This is a genomic window from Bacillus sp. C28GYM-DRY-1 (genome assembly GCF_030519405.1).
Lineage (GTDB): Bacteria > Bacillota > Bacilli > Bacillales > Bacillaceae > Bacillus > Bacillus spizizenii_A.
In genome coordinates this window covers 95,212-111,926 of the sequence record NZ_JAUMKF010000004.1, presented here as the reverse complement: position 1 = coordinate 111,926, position 16,715 = coordinate 95,212, and the positions used below count along the sequence as shown (strand labels likewise).

Genomic DNA, 16,715 nt, shown 5'->3' with positions numbered 1-16,715 from the left:
TTCGGGTTAGGAGGCCTTCCGTGAATATTGTGAAGAATGAACTTTTATACGAAGGAAAAGCAAAAAAGATCTACAAAACCGATGACGAAAACACGCTGTATGTCGTGTATAAAGACTCCGCCACTGCTTTTAACGGTGAGAAAAAAGCAGAAATCAGCGGAAAAGGGCGCTTGAATAACGAAATCTCAAGCCTCATTTTCAAACACCTTCATGCTAAGGGCATTAACAACCACTTTATCGAGCGTATTTCGGAAACGGAGCAGCTCATTAAGAAGGTAACGATTGTGCCGCTTGAAGTCGTCGTCAGAAATGTTGTGGCAGGAAGCATGTCCAAACGTCTCGGCATTCCAGAAGGCACGGAGCTTGAACAGCCGATAATCGAGTTTTACTACAAGGATGACGCGCTGGGTGATCCGCTCATCACAGAGGATCATATTTGGCTGTTGAAAGCGGCGACTTCTGAGCAGGTAGCATCCATTAAGTCCATTACAAAAACAGTAAATGAAGAGCTTCAAGCCATTTTTGACGATTGTCATGTCAGATTAATAGATTTCAAGCTTGAATTCGGTTTAGATGCAGACGGGCAAGTGCTTTTGGCGGATGAAATTTCACCTGACACATGCCGCTTGTGGGATAAAGATACGAACGAAAAGCTGGACAAAGATTTATTTAGACGCAATTTGGGAAGCTTAACCGACGCATACGAAGAGATTTTCAAAAGACTGGGAGGCATTCATCATGTATAAAGTAAAAGTTTATGTCAGCTTAAAAGAAAGTGTACTAGATCCACAAGGGAGTGCTGTCCAGCATGCCTTGCACAGTATGACTTATAACGAAGTTCAAGATGTGCGTATCGGAAAATACATGGAGCTTACCATTGAAAAATCTGACCGGGACCTTGACGTGCTCGTGAAAGAAATGTGCGAAAAACTTCTAGCGAATACAGTGATTGAAGATTACAGATACGAAGTTGAGGAGGTAGTCGCACAGTGAAATTTGCGGTGATTGTGTTACCCGGCTCCAACTGTGATATCGATATGTATCATGCTGTAAAGGATGAGCTCGGCCATGAAGTGGAATACGTCTGGCATGAGGAAACAAGCCTTGAAGGCTTCGACGGCGTGTTAATTCCGGGAGGATTTTCTTACGGCGATTACTTGAGATGCGGTGCTATCGCCCGATTTGCGAATATTATGCCAGCTGTCAAACAGGCGGCGGCTGAAGGGAAACCAGTTCTTGGCGTCTGCAACGGATTCCAGATTTTACAGGAGCTTGGCCTTCTGCCAGGCGCAATGAGACGCAACAAAGATCTGAAGTTCATTTGCCGTCCGGTTGAATTAATTGTACAAAACGATGAGACATTATTTACATCTTCCTATGAAAAAGGCCAATCGATTACCATCCCGGTTGCCCATGGTGAAGGAAATTTCTACTGTGATGACGAAACGCTTGCTTCATTGAAAGAGAACAATCAAATTGCTTTCACATACGGCTCCAATATTAACGGGAGTGTCAGCGACATTGCCGGTGTCGTGAATGAGAAAGGCAACGTATTAGGCATGATGCCTCACCCTGAGCGCGCGGTCGATGAACTGCTTGGAAGCGCCGACGGTCTTACATTGTTTCAGTCTATCGTGAAAAATTGGAGGGAAACTCATGTCACTACTGCTTGAACCAAGTAAAGAACAAATAAAAGAAGAGAAACTGTATCAGCAAATGGGTGTCAGTGATGATGAGTTTGCATTGATTGAATCCATTCTTGGCAGATTGCCGAACTACACAGAAATCGGAATTTTTTCTGTCATGTGGTCAGAGCATTGCAGCTACAAAAACTCAAAGCCGATTCTGCGTAAATTCCCGACAAGCGGCGAGCGGGTGCTGCAAGGTCCGGGGGAAGGCGCTGGAATCGTTGATATCGGTGACAACCAAGCGGTTGTGTTCAAAATTGAATCGCATAACCATCCATCAGCCATTGAACCGTACCAAGGTGCTGCGACTGGCGTAGGCGGCATAATCCGTGACGTTTTCTCAATGGGGGCCCGTCCAATCGCTGTATTGAACTCTCTTCGATTTGGTGAACTGACTTCACCGCGTGTGAAGTACTTGTTTGAAGAAGTAGTAGCGGGTATTGCCGGATACGGCAACTGTATCGGCATCCCGACAGTCGGCGGAGAAGTGCAGTTTGACAGCAGCTATGAAGGAAATCCGCTCGTCAACGCAATGTGTGTCGGTTTAATCAACCATGAAGACATCAAAAAAGGCCAGGCGAAGGGTGTCGGCAACACAGTCATGTACGTAGGGGCAAAAACGGGGCGTGACGGAATCCACGGCGCTACGTTTGCTTCTGAAGAAATGTCTGATTCGTCTGAAGAAAAACGCTCTGCTGTTCAAGTCGGCGATCCGTTTATGGAGAAGCTTTTGCTTGAAGCATGTCTAGAAGTCATCCAATGTGATGCGTTAGTCGGTATTCAGGATATGGGAGCTGCCGGTTTAACAAGCTCAAGTGCCGAAATGGCAAGTAAAGCCGGCTCTGGTATTGAGATGAATCTTGACCTGATTCCTCAGCGTGAAACAGGCATGACTGCATATGAAATGATGCTTTCTGAATCACAGGAACGGATGCTTTTGGTCATCGAGCGCGGACGTGAGCAGGAAATCATTGATATTTTTGACAAATACGATCTTGAAGCAGTTTCTGTCGGACGCGTGACAGATGATAAAATGCTTCGCCTGACACATAAAGGAGAGGTAGTGTGTGAGCTGCCTGTTGATGCCTTGGCAGAAGAAGCGCCGGTTTACCACAAGCCATCTCAAGAACCAGCATACTACCGCGAATTTTTAGAGACGGATGTTCCGGCTCCTCAAATTGATGATGCGAATGAAACGCTAAAAGCCCTTCTCCAGCAGCCGACGATCGCAAGCAAAGAGTGGGTTTACGATCAGTATGACTACATGGTGCGGACGAATACAGTTGTCGCTCCTGGGTCTGATGCGGGTGTTCTCAGAATCCGCGGAACGAAAAAGGCACTGGCGATGACGACAGACTGTAACGCCCGTTATCTCTATCTCGATCCTGAAGTAGGCGGGAAAATCGCTGTCGCTGAAGCGGCGCGCAACATCATTTGCTCAGGCGCAGAACCGCTTGCAGTCACAGATAACCTTAACTTCGGAAACCCTGAGAAACCGGAAATCTTCTGGCAGATCGAAAAAGCGGCTGACGGCATCAGCGAGGCGTGCAATGTTCTCAGCACACCGGTTATCGGCGGAAACGTTTCACTTTTTAACGAATCAAACGGAACGGCGATCTACCCGACACCTGTTATCGGCATGGTCGGCTTAATTCAAGATACAGCACACATTACAACACAGCATTTCAAACAAGCGGGAGATCTTGTATATGTGATTGGCGAAACAAAACCTGAGTTTGCCGGAAGCGAGCTGCAAAAAATGACAGAAGGCAATATTTACGGAAAAGCACCGCAAATTGATCTTGATGTAGAACTGTCACGCCAAAGAGCTTTGCTTGATGCGATTAAAAAAGGCTTTGTTCAATCTGCGCATGATGTGTCTGAAGGCGGTTTAGGCGTAGCGATTGCAGAAAGTGTCATGACGACAGAAAATCTTGGCGCGAACGTGACTGTTGAAGGCGAAGCAGCATTATTATTCTCAGAATCTCAATCCCGCTTCGTCGTTTCAGTGAAAAAAGAACATCAAGCAGCGTTTGAAGCAGCTGTGAAAGATGCAGTTCATATCGGTGAGGTAACAGCTGATGGTCTTCTGGCGATTCAAAACCAAGACGGACAACAATTGATTCATGCGCAAACGAAAGAGCTTGAGCGCGCATGGAAAGGAGCTATCCCATGTTTGCTGAAATCAAAGGCTTAAATGAAGAGTGCGGCGTATTTGGGATTTGGGGACATGAAGAAGCCCCGCAAATCACCTATTACGGCCTCCACAGCCTCCAGCACCGAGGACAGGAAGGCGCGGGCATTGTAGCAACTGACGGTGAAAAACTAACGGCGCACAAAGGCCAAGGGCTGATCACTGAAGTGTTTCAAAATGGCGAGCTCAGCAAAGTAAAGGGAAAAGGCGCAATCGGGCACGTTCGGTATGCGACGGCTGGAGGCGGCGGATACGAAAATGTACAGCCGCTCCTCTTCCGTTCCCAAAACAATGGCAGTCTGGCGCTTGCCCATAATGGAAACCTTGTCAACGCCACTCAGCTGAAGCAGCAGCTCGAAAATCAAGGGAGCATTTTTCAAACCTCTTCGGACACAGAGGTGTTGGCTCACCTGATCAAAAGAAGCGGACACTTCACACTGAAGGATCAAATAAAAAACTCGCTTTCCATGCTGAAAGGCGCCTACGCATTCCTGATCATGACTGAGACAGAAATGATTGTGGCGCTTGACCCGAACGGGCTTAGGCCGCTATCCATCGGCATGCTGGGCGACGCTTATGTCGTCGCATCAGAAACATGCGCATTTGATGTCGTCGGCGCAACGTATCTTCGTGAGGTAGAACCGGGTGAAATGCTGATCATCAATGATGAAGGCATGAAATCAGAACGATTCTCTATGAATATCAACCGTTCCATTTGCAGCATGGAGTATATCTATTTCTCCAGGCCTGACAGTAATATTGACGGTATTAATGTGCATAGTGCGCGTAAAAACCTTGGGAAAATGCTGGCTCAGGAATCCGCAGTTGAAGCTGATGTCGTAACAGGGGTTCCGGATTCCAGTATTTCAGCTGCGATCGGCTATGCGGAAGCGACAGGCATCCCGTATGAGCTGGGCTTAATCAAAAACCGCTATGTCGGCAGAACGTTTATTCAGCCATCTCAGGCTCTGCGCGAGCAAGGTGTCAGAATGAAGCTATCTGCTGTTCGCGGGGTTGTAGAAGGAAAACGCGTCGTTATGGTAGATGACTCTATCGTGCGTGGAACAACAAGCCGCCGGATTGTCACCATGCTCAGAGAAGCGGGTGCAACAGAGGTGCATGTGAAAATCAGTTCACCGCCGATCGCTCATCCGTGCTTTTACGGCATTGATACGTCCACACATGAAGAACTGATCGCGTCCTCCCATTCAGTTGAAGAAATCCGTCAGGAAATCGGGGCGGACACCCTCTCATTTTTGAGTGTGGAAGGGCTGCTGAAAGGCATCGGCAGAACATACGATGACTCGAATTGCGGACAGTGTCTCGCTTGCTTTACAGGTAAATATCCAACTGAAATTTATCAGGATACAGTGCTTCCTCATGTAAAAGAAGCAGTATTAACCAAATAAAACTTGAAAATGACATAAAGGCAGCGCAGTTCGGCTGCCTTTCTCTTTCTGCCCTCGTTTGGGGAGATATTTTGAAAAGCGCCTTAAAGGAGTGAATAGGATGTCTGAAGCATATAAAAACGCAGGAGTTGACATCGAAGCCGGATATGAAGCTGTAAAACGAATGAAAAAACATGTGGAGCGCACAAAACGGCTTGGCGTTATGGGCAGCCTTGGCGGTTTTGGCGGCATGTTTGACCTGTCTGAGCTTTCTTATCAAAAACCTGTTTTAATTTCGGGAACGGACGGTGTCGGCACGAAATTAAAGCTCGCTTTTTCCATCGATAAGCATGACACGATTGGTGTTGACGCTGTTGCGATGTGTGTCAATGATGTACTGGCACAAGGCGCAGAGCCGCTGTTTTTCCTCGATTATTTAGCGGTCGGCAAAGCGGACCCTATAAAAATTGAGCAGATCGTGCAAGGTGTGGCGAACGGCTGTGAGCAGTCAGGCTCAGCCTTAGTGGGCGGTGAGACGGCTGAAATGCCGGGACTATATACAGCTGATGAATACGATATCGCCGGTTTCTCAGTCGGAGTGGCGGAAAAGGACAAAATCGTCACTGGAGAAAACATCAAGGAAGGCCATCTTTTGGTCGGTCTCAGCTCCAGCGGCCTTCACAGCAACGGATTTTCCCTTGTGAGAAAATTGCTGCTGGATGATGCGGAGCTGGATCTTGATACAACATACGAACCGTTTGACCGCCCGCTTGGCGAGGAGCTGCTTGAACCGACAAAAATTTACGTGAAGCCTGTGCTTGCTGCGGTGAAAAGCGGAAAAGTCGACGGCATGGCTCACGTAACAGGCGGAGGGTTTATCGAAAATATCCCGCGTATGCTTCCAGAAGGCTTAAGTGCAGAAATCGATCACGGCTCATGGCCGATTCCGCCGATTTTCTCTTTCCTTCAAGAGTACGGCAAGCTGAAGGAAGAAGACATGTTCAACGTCTTTAATATGGGCATCGGCTTTGTGTTGGCAGTTAAAGAAGAGAATCTGACAGATGTGATCGGAACGCTTGAAAGCCATGGTGAAAAAGCCTATTTGATCGGGCGTGTGAAACAAGGCGAAGGCGTCACATTCGGCGGTGCGGCGCTTTCATGAAAAAGTTTGCGGTATTCGCATCCGGAAACGGTTCAAACTTCGAAGCCATCGTTACGCGTTTAAAAGAGGAGAACTGGGATGCGTCCGTATCGCTTCTCGTTTGCGACAAACCGCAGGCGAAAGTCATCGAACGGGCGGAAACATTCCACATTCCATCCTTTGCATTTGAGCCGAAGTCTTATGAAAACAAGGCCGCATTTGAACGGGCCATTATCGAACAGCTTCATCTCCATGACGTTGAATTGATTGTTCTTGCCGGTTATATGAGGCTGATAGGTGATACGCTGCTTGAGGCATACGGAGGAAAAATCATTAACATTCACCCGTCACTTCTTCCGGCGTTTCCCGGGATCGACGCAGTCGGGAAGGCGTACCGCGCGGGCGTGAAGGTTGCAGGAATCACTGTGCATTATGTCGATGAAGGAATGGATACAGGCCCGATCATCGCTCAAAAGGCAATCGAAATTGACGAACATGATACTTTGGAAACAATTGAACAGCGGATTCACAAGCTTGAGCATAAATGGTATCCGAGTGTAATTAAACAGCTATTAGCATTAAATAACAGAGGTGAGAAGGCATGACTATTAAACGTGCATTAATCAGTGTTTCAGATAAAACAAATCTCGTTCCTTTCGTAAAAGAACTGACAGAGCTTGGCGTTGAAGTGATTTCAACAGGCGGAACGAAAAAGCTTCTTCAAGAAAACGGTGTGAACGTCATCGGAATTTCTGAAGTGACAGGCTTTCCTGAAATTATGGACGGACGGCTCAAAACACTTCACCCGAATATTCACGGCGGTCTTCTGGCAGTTCGCGGCAATGAAGAGCATATGGCGCAGATCAATGAACACGGAATTCAGCCGATCGACCTCGTTGTGGTCAATCTCTATCCATTTAAAGAAACCATTTCTAAAGAAGATGTCACATATGAAGAAGCAATCGAAAATATCGACATCGGCGGACCGGGCATGCTGCGTGCGGCATCAAAAAACCATCAGGATGTGACGGTTATCGTTGATCCAGCGGATTACAGCCCTGTTCTGAATCAAATCAAAGAAGAAGGCGGCGTATCCCTTCAGAAAAAACGCGAGCTGGCGGCAAAAGTATTCCGACATACTGCGGCATATGACGCACTGATCGCTGACTATCTGACAAACGTTGTCGGTGAAAAAGAACCTGAACAATTCACTGTAACATTTGAGAAAAAACAATCGCTTCGCTACGGGGAAAACCCGCATCAGGAAGCAACATTCTATCAAACAGCACTTCCTGTCAAAGGCTCCATTGCGCAAGCGGAACAGCTTCACGGCAAAGAGCTTTCTTACAACAACATTAAAGACGCAGATGCGGCAGTTCAAATCGTCCGTGAATTTACTGAGCCGGCTGCAGTTGCCGTCAAGCATATGAATCCATGCGGCGTTGGAACAGGAAAAACAATTTCAGAAGCCTTCAACAGAGCGTTTGAAGCGGATCAAACATCTATCTTCGGCGGCATTATCGCCCTGAACCGTGAAGTGGACAAGGCAACTGCCGAAGCGCTTCACAACATTTTCTTAGAAATTATCATTGCGCCTTCATTCAGCCAAGAAGCACTTCACATCCTGACTGCGAAGAAAAATCTTCGTCTGCTGACGCTTGATGTGACAGCTGCCGTTCAAAAAGAAAAGCAGCTGACATCCGTTCAAGGCGGGCTGCTGACTCAGGATTTGGATATGCACGGGTTTGATGATGCTGAGATCAACATCCCAACGAAGAGAGAGCCGAACGAGCAAGAGTGGGAAGACTTGAAGCTTGCTTGGAAAGTCGTGAAGCATGTGAAATCAAATGCGATCGTTCTCGCGAAAGACAACATGACAGTCGGCGTGGGAGCAGGCCAAATGAATCGCGTCGGATCAGCGAAAATTGCCATTGACCAAGCAGGTGAAAAAGCGAAAGGCAGCGCACTTGGATCTGATGCATTTTTCCCAATGCCGGATACTGTCGAAGAAGCGGCAAAAGCGGGCATTACGGCTATCATTCAGCCGGGGGGATCTGTACGTGATGAGGATTCCATCAAAAAAGCAGATGAGTACGGCATTGCCATGGTATTCACCGGCATTAGACACTTCAAACATTAAGGGGATGAAAACGACGTGAATGTATTCATTATCGGTAAAGGCGGAAGAGAACATACGCTGGCATGGAAGGCGGCGCAAAGCAGCCTCGTAGAAAATGTATTTGCCGCCCCAGGAAATGACGGGATGGCAGCTTCCGCACAGCTAGTAAACATTGAGGAAAGCGACCACGCCGGGCTTGTCTCGTTTGCAAAAGAACATCAGGTCGGCCTGACTATTGTCGGGCCAGAGGTTCCTTTAATAGAAGGTCTGGTGGATGAATTTGAAAAAGCTGGTCTTCCTGTATTCGGTCCGTCAAAAGCTGCTGCGATCATTGAAGGCAGCAAACAGTTCGCTAAAGATTTAATGAAGAAATATGGCATCCCGACCGCAGAATACGACACATTTACATCCTTTGAAGAGGCAAAGGCATATGTGCAGGAAAAAGGCGCTCCGATTGTCATAAAAGCAGATGGACTTGCGGCCGGTAAAGGCGTTACAGTTGCCATGACAGAGGAAGAAGCAATTGCATGTCTGCATGATTTCCTTGAGGATGAAAAATTCGGTGATGCGAGCGCGTCTGTTGTCATTGAAGAATTTCTTTCAGGCGAAGAATTTTCTCTAATGGCATTCGTCAAGGGAGAAAAGGTGTATCCAATGGTGATTGCCCAAGATCACAAGCGGGCGTTTGACGGAGACAAAGGCCCAAATACAGGCGGAATGGGCGCTTACTCGCCAGTTCCGCAAATTTCGGAAGAAACCGTCCGCCATGCGGTAGAAACCATCGTCAAACCCGCCGCAAAAGCAATGGTACAAGAAGGCCGTTCCTTCACTGGCGTTTTATATGCGGGATTGATGCTTACTGAAAACGGCTCGAAGGTCATCGAATTTAATGCCCGTTTTGGCGATCCGGAAACACAGGTCGTGCTTCCGCGCATGGAATCTGATCTGGTACAGGTGCTTCTTGATCTTTTAGAAGATAAAGAAGTCGATTTGAAATGGAAGGATACCGCGGCTGTAAGTGTTGTGCTTGCTTCAGAAGGGTACCCGGAAAGCTACGCAAAAGGCACGCCGATAGGCAGCCTTGCAGCGGAAACGGAGCAGGTGGTTGTCTTCCATGCCGGAACGAAAGCAGAAGGCGGAGAGTTCGTCACAAACGGTGGACGCGTCGCCAATGTGGCGGCTTTTGATGACACATTTGAAGCGGCGAGAGATCGAGTGTACAAAGCCGTTGATGAGATCATCAAGCCGGGACTCTTTTTCAGAAAAGACATTGGGGCACGCGCGTTAAAGGCTGTCCAAAAATAAAGCGCAGAACCCCGCAGATTGAGCTGCGGGGTTTTTTGTTATACAAGAGCGGGGTGGTGTGCGGAAGAAGAAAGGACAACCAGCGTGGTGGGTTTACCGTGGGCTATCGAAGCGTCAATAAAATCTTCGAGCGTATGTACCGATTCTGTCACCACTTTTGTCACATAGCTGTACATGCCTGTAATGCGGTGGTTTTCTGTCACATCCGGATGCGCTGCGGCAAAGGCGGCGTAGTGTTTACAGCTTTTCGGCTCCATCAGGATAAAAGCCGTAACATGCTTGTTTAGTTTTTCGTAACAGATATTCGCGCTGTAGCCGGTAATCACTCCTTTGTCTTCCAGCTTCCTGACACGTTCCGCCGCGCTTGGCGGACTGAGGCCGACAAGCTTTCCCAACTCAACCATCGTTAATCTGCCATTTCGCTGTAAATGAGAGAGAATGTGAAGGTCTGTATCGTCCATTTTTTGGCTCCTTTATAAGTTTAGGTGAATTCGCAAAAATTCCTTCTATTATAAGGTGATGCTGATCATTTACCTTCATTGTAGCATATGGATGCCCTCTTATTCTTCCTATAATAAAGCCATCAACGGAGAGGAGGCATCATGTTGCCTGAATTGCAGCGTTCGATCACTTGGATACAAGGGACAGCATTAACGATTGGGGCCGTTTTAGGCTGTGGGATATTAATCCTGCCGTCTGTCACCGCTGACGCAGCCGGTCCCGCTTCTTTATTCGTTTGGGTGTTCATGTCTTTCTTGTCTTTTCTTCTTGTCGGCACACTGGCCCGTCTTGTGAAAATAGCCCCCAGCGCGGGAGGAATCACGGCTTACGTGCAGCTGGCTTTTCCGAAAAAAGCTGGAGCGGTTTTGGGCTGGATCATGTTAGGGTCCGTTCCAATCGGCGTTCCCGTCATCGCTTTAACTGGCGCGCATTACGTCAGTTACGTCACAGAGGCGTCGGATTGGCAGATTACTTTGATTGCGTGCTGTATGCTGGCTGTCTCCATTTTGCTTCATATGAGAGGCATCCAACTATCCGCAAACATCAGTATACTTGTTATTTGTGTCATCGTATTTCTGCTTGTCACTTCTGTTGCCGTGTCATTGCCTCATGTCAAAGCAGCAGCATTCGAACCGTTTCTGCCACATGGCTGGTCTGCTGCGGGATCTGTTTCTGTTATAATTTTTTTCTCTTTTGTAGGCTGGGAAATGATTACCCCATTGGCTGAGGAATTTCATCGTCCTGAAAAAGATGTCCCACTCAGCTTGTACTTGGGAGCGGCTTGTGTGGCGGGGCTGTATATCCTGCTGTCATTTGTGACGGTGGGGACTCATTCATATGGTGAAAATGGAGAAATTGCATCGCTTGCCATGCTCATATCAAAAGGAGCGGGGGAAAGCGGAGTATATGTAACGGTATGTTTAGCACTGTTTATCACATTCGCCACCATTCATGCCAATATTGCGGGTTTTTCCAGAATGGTGTATGCATTGGCGAGAGAGGGGCACATTCCAGTATATTTTAGGAAACTCAGTGAGACAAAACATACGCCTATCCGTGTATTAACAGCGCTTGCCGCAGTGTTTGGTTTAGTGCTAGGGGCATATGGCTTGTTTCAAATCGATTTGACAACGCTGTTAAAAGGGCCAAGTGCGGCATTCATCGCATCTTACATTTGTACAATGGCGGCAGCTCTGAAACTGCTGAGCTGGAGAGATTCAGGCTGGTGGATCGCGTTCGGGGCGTTTGCGGCTTGCACTGTTATTTACTCTTTCAGCGGCTGGGCACTCCTTTATCCGGCAGCACTGGCAGCCGCAGGGTATCTCTATATAAAGACAAAGGAATGTCGTGAGAAAAAAGCTTGATCACGTTTCGTGAGCAAGCTTTTTTGTTTATCTGTTTTGATGCTCCTGTTCGTTATTGCCGGAAGCGCCGTTTTGAATCATGTAGGTCACAGGGCAGAAGCGCAAGATTCCGGAACCTGCTTTCAATGCCCCCATAAAGATGTAAAAGAGGTGCATTCTGCACCAAGGCTTTTTTGTAAACGTTGCGCTGGCGGCTGACATAATCGTCAGTCCGCAGGCGATTCTAAAGACGGCATTGACGAGACTGATGTTTGGCTTCATGGAAATCCGCTCCTTTTTACTTAAAAAAGTTTTTTTATCTAACCTTCAAAAATTTGTAACGTTTATACCGTGCGTGATGAGGAAGGATGTGATAACATGAGTCTAATACATGTAAAGGAGAGTATGTGAATGTCCGAACGCACCTTTAACTGGAAAAACAAAGACATCAGGGCACAGGTTGATGTTGTAGACTCAAAGCTGCTTCCAACGCTCCTTTTACGGAATGCTCTCGTCTTAAATCCATATGTAAAACAATGGCTGAAAAAAAACATTTGGATTTATCAGGACCGCATTGTTTATGTGGGTCATGAACTTCCGAATAGAGCCGAAGAAATTCATACGATTGATTGTGAAGGAAAATACATTGTGCCAGGGTATATCGAACCGCACGCACATCCTTTTCAAATATATAATCCCCAAACGCTGGCTGAATATGTGTCTCAATACGGAACGACGACATTTGTGAATGATAACTTATTTTTGCTTTTACAAACCGGAAAAAAGAAAGCGCTTACTATTTTAAGTGAACTCAAAAAGCAGCCTGTTCAATATTTCTGGTGGTCACGCTATGACCTTCAGACTGAGGTATTGAACGAGGATCACGTTCTTCCGTTTGATGTCAGAAAGCAGTGGATTGAACATCCGGATGTGATTCAAGGGGGAGAAATGACAGGATGGCCTCGTTTGGTAGATGGTGATGATTTAATGCTTCACTGTATGCAAGCTACAAAGAAGCAGAGGAAACGCATTGAAGGGCATTTTCCCGGCGCTTCAGATAAAACGCTTACAAAAATGAAGCTGTTCGGAGCGGATTGTGATCATGAAGCGATGACAGGTGATGAAGTGATGAGAAGGCTGGAACTGGGCTACTATGTTTCCCTTCGGAACTCTTCCATTCGCCCTGATGTAAGAAAAATCTTGCAGGAACTGCATGAGAAGGATTTCCGCTATTATGACCATTTCTTTTACACGACAGACGGCGCGACGCCGAATTTCTATAAAGGCGGCATGACAAACGAGTTGATCCGCATCGCGTTAGAAGAAGGAGTTCCGGCAATCGATGCCTACAATATGGCATCATTTAATATCGCAAAGTATTACCAAATGGATGATTATTTAGGAGTTGTCGGACCGGGAAGACTGGCATCGTTAAATGTACTTGAAGATCCGTTAAACCCGAATCCCGTGACCGTTCTGTCAAAAGGGATCATCCTCCGTGAAGACGGCTGTGATTTGAAGGCATTTACAAAGACGGTCTGGAGCAAAGGCGGTCTTGTCCCGCTTGAGCTTTCATATGATATGACGATGGATGATTTGCAGTTTTCCATGCCGATGGGCGTGAAAATGCGGAATGCGGTCATTATGGAGCCGTATATGATTGAGATCGACAATTCGTTGGAACAGCTCTCATTTGACCATGATGAAAGTTATTTGACGATGCTTGACAGACATGGGAAATGGCGCGTCAATACGATGATAAAAGGCTTTGCCTCAAGCGTGCAGGGATTTGTGAGCTCCTTTACGACGACAGGTGATATTGTGGCGATCGGAAAAAATAAGGCGGATATGCTGCTCGCTTTCGCCCGCATGAAAGAGATCGGGGGAGGAATCGTCCTTGCGGAAAACGGGAGCATTCTGTATGAAATTCCGCTTGCGCTCTGCGGCTGCGCCTCTTCGGAAGCGTATGAAGACGTGCTGGAGAAGGAACAAAAGCTGAGAGATCTTCTGACTGAAAGAGGCTACGAGTTTTGTGATCCCGTCTATACACTGCTCTTTTTGCAAAGTACGCACCTTCCGTATATACGCATTACGCCTAGAGGAATCTTCGACGTCATGAAAAAAACTGTACTCTTTCCATCGATAATGCGTTAAAATATAAAAGAGCAGGGAGCCGACATATGAAAAAATGGATGACAGGTTGTGTGCTGTGTTTCGTGTTTTTTCTGCTGGTATCCTGCCAGCAGAAGGATGCTGTCCCGATTGTTGAAAAGAAGCTGAAAGCTCCTTTGACGGGACTGGAGACTGAACAGAAGGTGGCTGACCGCCGTCCTGTTGCTGTTGTGGTGAACAATCACCCGAAGGCGAGGCCGCAATCAGGACTGTCTAAAGCCGACATTGTGATAGAAGCGCTGGCCGAAGGGCAAATTACTAGATTTCTGGCCATTTTCCAAAGCCAGATGCCTGAAACTGTCGGTCCTGTGCGAAGCGCGCGGGAATATTTCGTCGCTCTCAGCAATGGCTTTGACAGCGTATTTGTCCATCACGGCTGGAGTCCTGGCGCCAAAGAGCAGCTGGAATCCGGAGCTGCCGATTTTATTAACGGATTGGATTTTGACGGTAGCTTATTTTGGAGAGCTGATTTTAGCAAACCGCCCCATAATTCCTATACGTCTTATGATTACATAAAAAAGGCGGCGGAACAAAAGGGATATGAGCTGAAGCGGGAAACGGATCCGCTGCTGTTTCAAACATCAGAAGCAAAACCTGCAAATGAATCTTACAATGTTCGGGTAGATTATGGAACAAAGAACGTTACAAATCTTGTCGAATACAATTATGATAAAAAAGCTGAAGCTTATACAAGAAGCTCTGATGGTGTCATAATGACAGACCGGGAAACCGGAAAGCCGGTTGCAATGCAAAATATTTTCATTGTTGAAGCCAGCCATCATACTATTGATCAAGCTGGAAGGCGGGACATCGACCTGGAATCAGGGGGGAAAGGTCTGTTGTTTCAGCACGGAAACGTTATTGAAACAGACTGGAAACAAGTAAACGGTAGAATTGTGCCCTTAAAAGACGGCAAATGGCTGCCGTTTGTGCCAGGAAAGACTTGGATTAATATCGTGCCTGATCTCGATGCGGCTTCCATTAGTAAAGGAGAAGGTGTGTAACGATGCAAATCGATAAATTACGCGGCAAAGAGCTGGACCAGTTATTCAACTCGATCTTATCGCTGAAAGACCTGGAGGAATGTTACCGGTTCTTCGATGATCTTTGCACAATTAACGAAATTCAATCGCTGGCTCAGCGTCTTGAAGTGGCGCGCATGCTTCGCGAAGGAAACACGTATCATAAGATTGAAACAGAAACAGGTGCTTCCACGGCGACGATTTCCCGTGTGAAACGCTGCTTAAATTACGGTAATGATGCTTATGAAATGGCACTCGACCGTGTGAAGGAGACCGAAACTGAGTCTTCTTCAAAATAACAAAGAACCGCCCTGCCATACGGCTTGGGCGGTTTCTTTATGAAACAAATTGGTGGATTAGTTTGTCGATGTTGACGATGCTGCCATCCTCTTTTCGATAGCCAACATGCTCCTTGGAAAAGCGGACCGGCGAATTGATGCCCGCTGCGGCTGCGAGGTTAAACAGCCCCTCGCGCAGCGAAATGACGTAATTGCAGACAAGATGCTGTTTTTCCTCAACGCTTAGTGCTTTTTGCAGGTTTGGATCTGTTGTCGCCACACCTGCCGGACATGTGTTGGTGTGGCAGACGAGAGCGCGGATGCAGCCGACCGAAAACATCATGCCGCGGGCAATGTTGACAAAATCAGCGCCGAGGGCTAAAGCAACCGCGATTTTGTCAGGAGTCAGGAGTTTCCCAGAAGCAAAGATTTCCATCTGGCCGCGCAAGCCGTACTGTCTAAGAAGCGTGTCAACAATAGGCAGCGCTGACATAATCGGAAGGCCGACTGTATCAGCGAGCTCGTAAAAGGAAGCTCCGGTGGTCGATTCCCCCGGTTCGACATTCCGGATGTCTGCCACCTCTTCAGATACCTTGGCGCCATCCACATGGCCGCCGCGGTTTTTCGCTCCTTGCGCCAGCTTCAGTTCAAAGGCTTTAATTTGGTCAAGCCTGTTTATTCGTTTAAATTCCTCCCATGAAAATTCTCCATTTCTCTATTGAAGGCTTTTTTAAGGTCCCTTTTTTATGAAAAAAGAATCAAAACACCTTTTTCAGTGAATAACGAGATTAACGGCTTTTTCCGTTTTTCCGCGCTATGTGAATTTGTTATAATGTTTAAATGGTAACAAACGAATGGAGGAACGTATGACGTGTACGATGTAACGGAGTGGAAGCATGTCTTTAAACTCGATCCAAATAAAGATTTGCCTGATGAACAGCTGGAGCTTCTCTGTGAATCAGGAACGGATGCGGTCATTATCGGAGGAAGCGATGGTGTGACAGAGGACAATGTCCTGCGGATGATGTCTAAGGTGAGACGGTTTTTGGTCCCGTGTGTCCTTGAGGTGTCAGCAATTGAAGCAATCGTTCCCGGCTTTGACTTATATTTTATTCCAAGTGTATTAAACAGCAAAAACGCGGACTGGATTGTCGGAATGCACCAGAAAGCCATGAAGGAATACGGAGATCTGATGTCTATGGAAGAAATCATGGCGGAAGGCTACTGCATCGCTAATCCCGATTGCAAAGCGGCGGAACTGACTGAAGCGGATGCCGATCTGAGTATTGACGATATTGTCGCCTATGCGCGTGTGTCTGAGCTGCTGCATCTGCCGAGTTTTTACTTGGAATACAGCGGCATGCTTGGAGACATAGAAGCCGTGAAAAAAACGAAGGCTGTATTGGAAACGTCCACCTTATTTTATGGCGGCGGCATCAAGGATGCGGAAACGGCAAAGCAGTATGCTGAGCATGCTGACGTGATTGTTGTTGGCAATGCGGTATATGAAGATTTTGACCGGGCTTTGAAAACAGTAGCGGCTGTGAAAGGCGAGTAGTAAATT

General features: G+C 47.1%; 15 protein-coding genes and 2 pseudogenes. 14 read left to right on the top strand and 3 right to left on the bottom strand.

Going from position 1 to position 16,715, the window contains the following annotated elements; all coding sequences use genetic code 11:
- The first annotated feature begins 20 nt into the window (after window positions 1–20).
- From purC to purD, 9 genes are all read left to right on the top strand, one after another.
- Complete coding sequence (purC, locus tag Q3W56_RS06060; protein ID WP_268400511.1) at window positions 21–746, top strand: phosphoribosylaminoimidazolesuccinocarboxamide synthase; 726 nt, start codon at window positions 21–23, stop codon at window positions 744–746.
- Complete coding sequence (purS, locus tag Q3W56_RS06055) at window positions 739–993, top strand: phosphoribosylformylglycinamidine synthase subunit PurS (protein WP_003219409.1); 255 nt, start codon at window positions 739–741, stop codon at window positions 991–993. Before purC ends, purS begins: the two co-directional genes overlap by 8 nt.
- Window positions 990–1,673: a phosphoribosylformylglycinamidine synthase subunit PurQ gene (purQ, locus tag Q3W56_RS06050; RefSeq protein ID WP_302894837.1), complete on the top strand. Its 684-nt coding sequence runs from the start codon at window positions 990–992 to the stop codon at window positions 1,671–1,673. Before purS ends, purQ begins: the two co-directional genes overlap by 4 nt.
- Window positions 1,657–3,885 (top strand): phosphoribosylformylglycinamidine synthase subunit PurL, encoded by a 2,229-nt coding sequence (gene purL, locus Q3W56_RS06045; protein WP_302894836.1) that lies wholly within the window; start codon window positions 1,657–1,659, stop codon window positions 3,883–3,885. The genes purQ and purL overlap by 17 nt, the downstream gene beginning before the upstream one ends.
- Window positions 3,861–5,291 carry an amidophosphoribosyltransferase gene (gene purF / locus Q3W56_RS06040; protein ID WP_302894835.1) on the top strand — a complete coding sequence of 477 codons (1,431 nt, stop codon included), beginning with the start codon at window positions 3,861–3,863 and terminating at the stop codon, window positions 5,289–5,291. Before purL ends, purF begins: the two co-directional genes overlap by 25 nt.
- Window positions 5,292–5,391: 100 nt before the next feature.
- Window positions 5,392–6,432: a phosphoribosylformylglycinamidine cyclo-ligase gene (purM, locus tag Q3W56_RS06035; protein ID WP_302894834.1), complete on the top strand. Its 1,041-nt coding sequence runs from the start codon at window positions 5,392–5,394 to the stop codon at window positions 6,430–6,432.
- Window positions 6,429–7,016 (top strand): phosphoribosylglycinamide formyltransferase, encoded by a 588-nt coding sequence (gene purN, locus Q3W56_RS06030; protein WP_302894833.1) that lies wholly within the window; start codon window positions 6,429–6,431, stop codon window positions 7,014–7,016. The genes purM and purN overlap by 4 nt, the downstream gene beginning before the upstream one ends.
- On the top strand, window positions 7,013–8,551 hold the full coding sequence (purH, locus tag Q3W56_RS06025; protein WP_302894832.1) for a bifunctional phosphoribosylaminoimidazolecarboxamide formyltransferase/IMP cyclohydrolase: 1,539 nt from the start codon (window positions 7,013–7,015) through the stop codon (window positions 8,549–8,551). The genes purN and purH overlap by 4 nt, the downstream gene beginning before the upstream one ends.
- Before the next feature lie 15 nt (window positions 8,552–8,566).
- Complete coding sequence (purD, locus tag Q3W56_RS06020) at window positions 8,567–9,835, top strand: phosphoribosylamine--glycine ligase (protein WP_302894831.1); 1,269 nt, start codon at window positions 8,567–8,569, stop codon at window positions 9,833–9,835.
- A 38-nt stretch (window positions 9,836–9,873) separates the two neighbouring features.
- On the opposite strand, the gene Q3W56_RS06015 is transcribed toward purD, so the two are convergent.
- Window positions 9,874–10,296, bottom strand: coding sequence for an Lrp/AsnC family transcriptional regulator (locus tag Q3W56_RS06015; RefSeq protein WP_302894830.1), 423 nt, complete (start codon window positions 10,294–10,296; stop codon window positions 9,874–9,876).
- Between the two features lie 141 nt (window positions 10,297–10,437).
- Here Q3W56_RS06015 and Q3W56_RS06010 point away from each other — a divergent pair.
- Window positions 10,438–11,713, top strand: a pseudogene (locus tag Q3W56_RS06010) (APC family permease).
- Window positions 11,714–11,727: 14 nt separating this feature from the next.
- Here the strand turns inward: Q3W56_RS06010 and Q3W56_RS06005 are convergent.
- Complete coding sequence (locus tag Q3W56_RS06005) at window positions 11,728–11,961, bottom strand: YgaP family membrane protein (protein WP_019713513.1); 234 nt, start codon at window positions 11,959–11,961, stop codon at window positions 11,728–11,730.
- Window positions 11,962–12,090: 129 nt separating this feature from the next.
- On the opposite strand from Q3W56_RS06005, the gene Q3W56_RS06000 reads away from it, so the two are divergent.
- From Q3W56_RS06000 to Q3W56_RS05990, 3 genes are read left to right on the top strand one after another with little or no spacing between them, the layout of a single operon-like run.
- Window positions 12,091–13,833: an adenine deaminase gene (locus Q3W56_RS06000; RefSeq protein WP_019713514.1), complete on the top strand. Its 1,743-nt coding sequence runs from the start codon at window positions 12,091–12,093 to the stop codon at window positions 13,831–13,833.
- 26 nt (window positions 13,834–13,859) lie between these two features.
- On the top strand, window positions 13,860–14,855 hold the full coding sequence (locus Q3W56_RS05995; protein ID WP_302894828.1) for a DUF3048 domain-containing protein: 996 nt from the start codon (window positions 13,860–13,862) through the stop codon (window positions 14,853–14,855).
- 2 nt (window positions 14,856–14,857) lie between these two features.
- Window positions 14,858–15,172 carry a YerC/YecD family TrpR-related protein gene (locus tag Q3W56_RS05990; protein ID WP_003219429.1) on the top strand — a complete coding sequence of 105 codons (315 nt, stop codon included), beginning with the start codon at window positions 14,858–14,860 and terminating at the stop codon, window positions 15,170–15,172.
- Window positions 15,173–15,209: 37 nt separating this feature from the next.
- On the opposite strand, the pseudogene Q3W56_RS05985 reads toward Q3W56_RS05990, so the two are convergent.
- A pseudogene (locus Q3W56_RS05985) lies at window positions 15,210–15,866 on the bottom strand (glutamate synthase-related protein); the annotation flags it as partial.
- 156 nt (window positions 15,867–16,022) lie between these two features.
- Between Q3W56_RS05985 and pcrB the strand changes: the two are divergent.
- Window positions 16,023–16,709, top strand: a complete 687-nt coding sequence (gene pcrB, locus Q3W56_RS05980; protein ID WP_302894827.1) for a heptaprenylglyceryl phosphate synthase — start codon at window positions 16,023–16,025, stop codon at window positions 16,707–16,709.
- Window positions 16,710–16,715 lie beyond the last annotated feature (6 nt).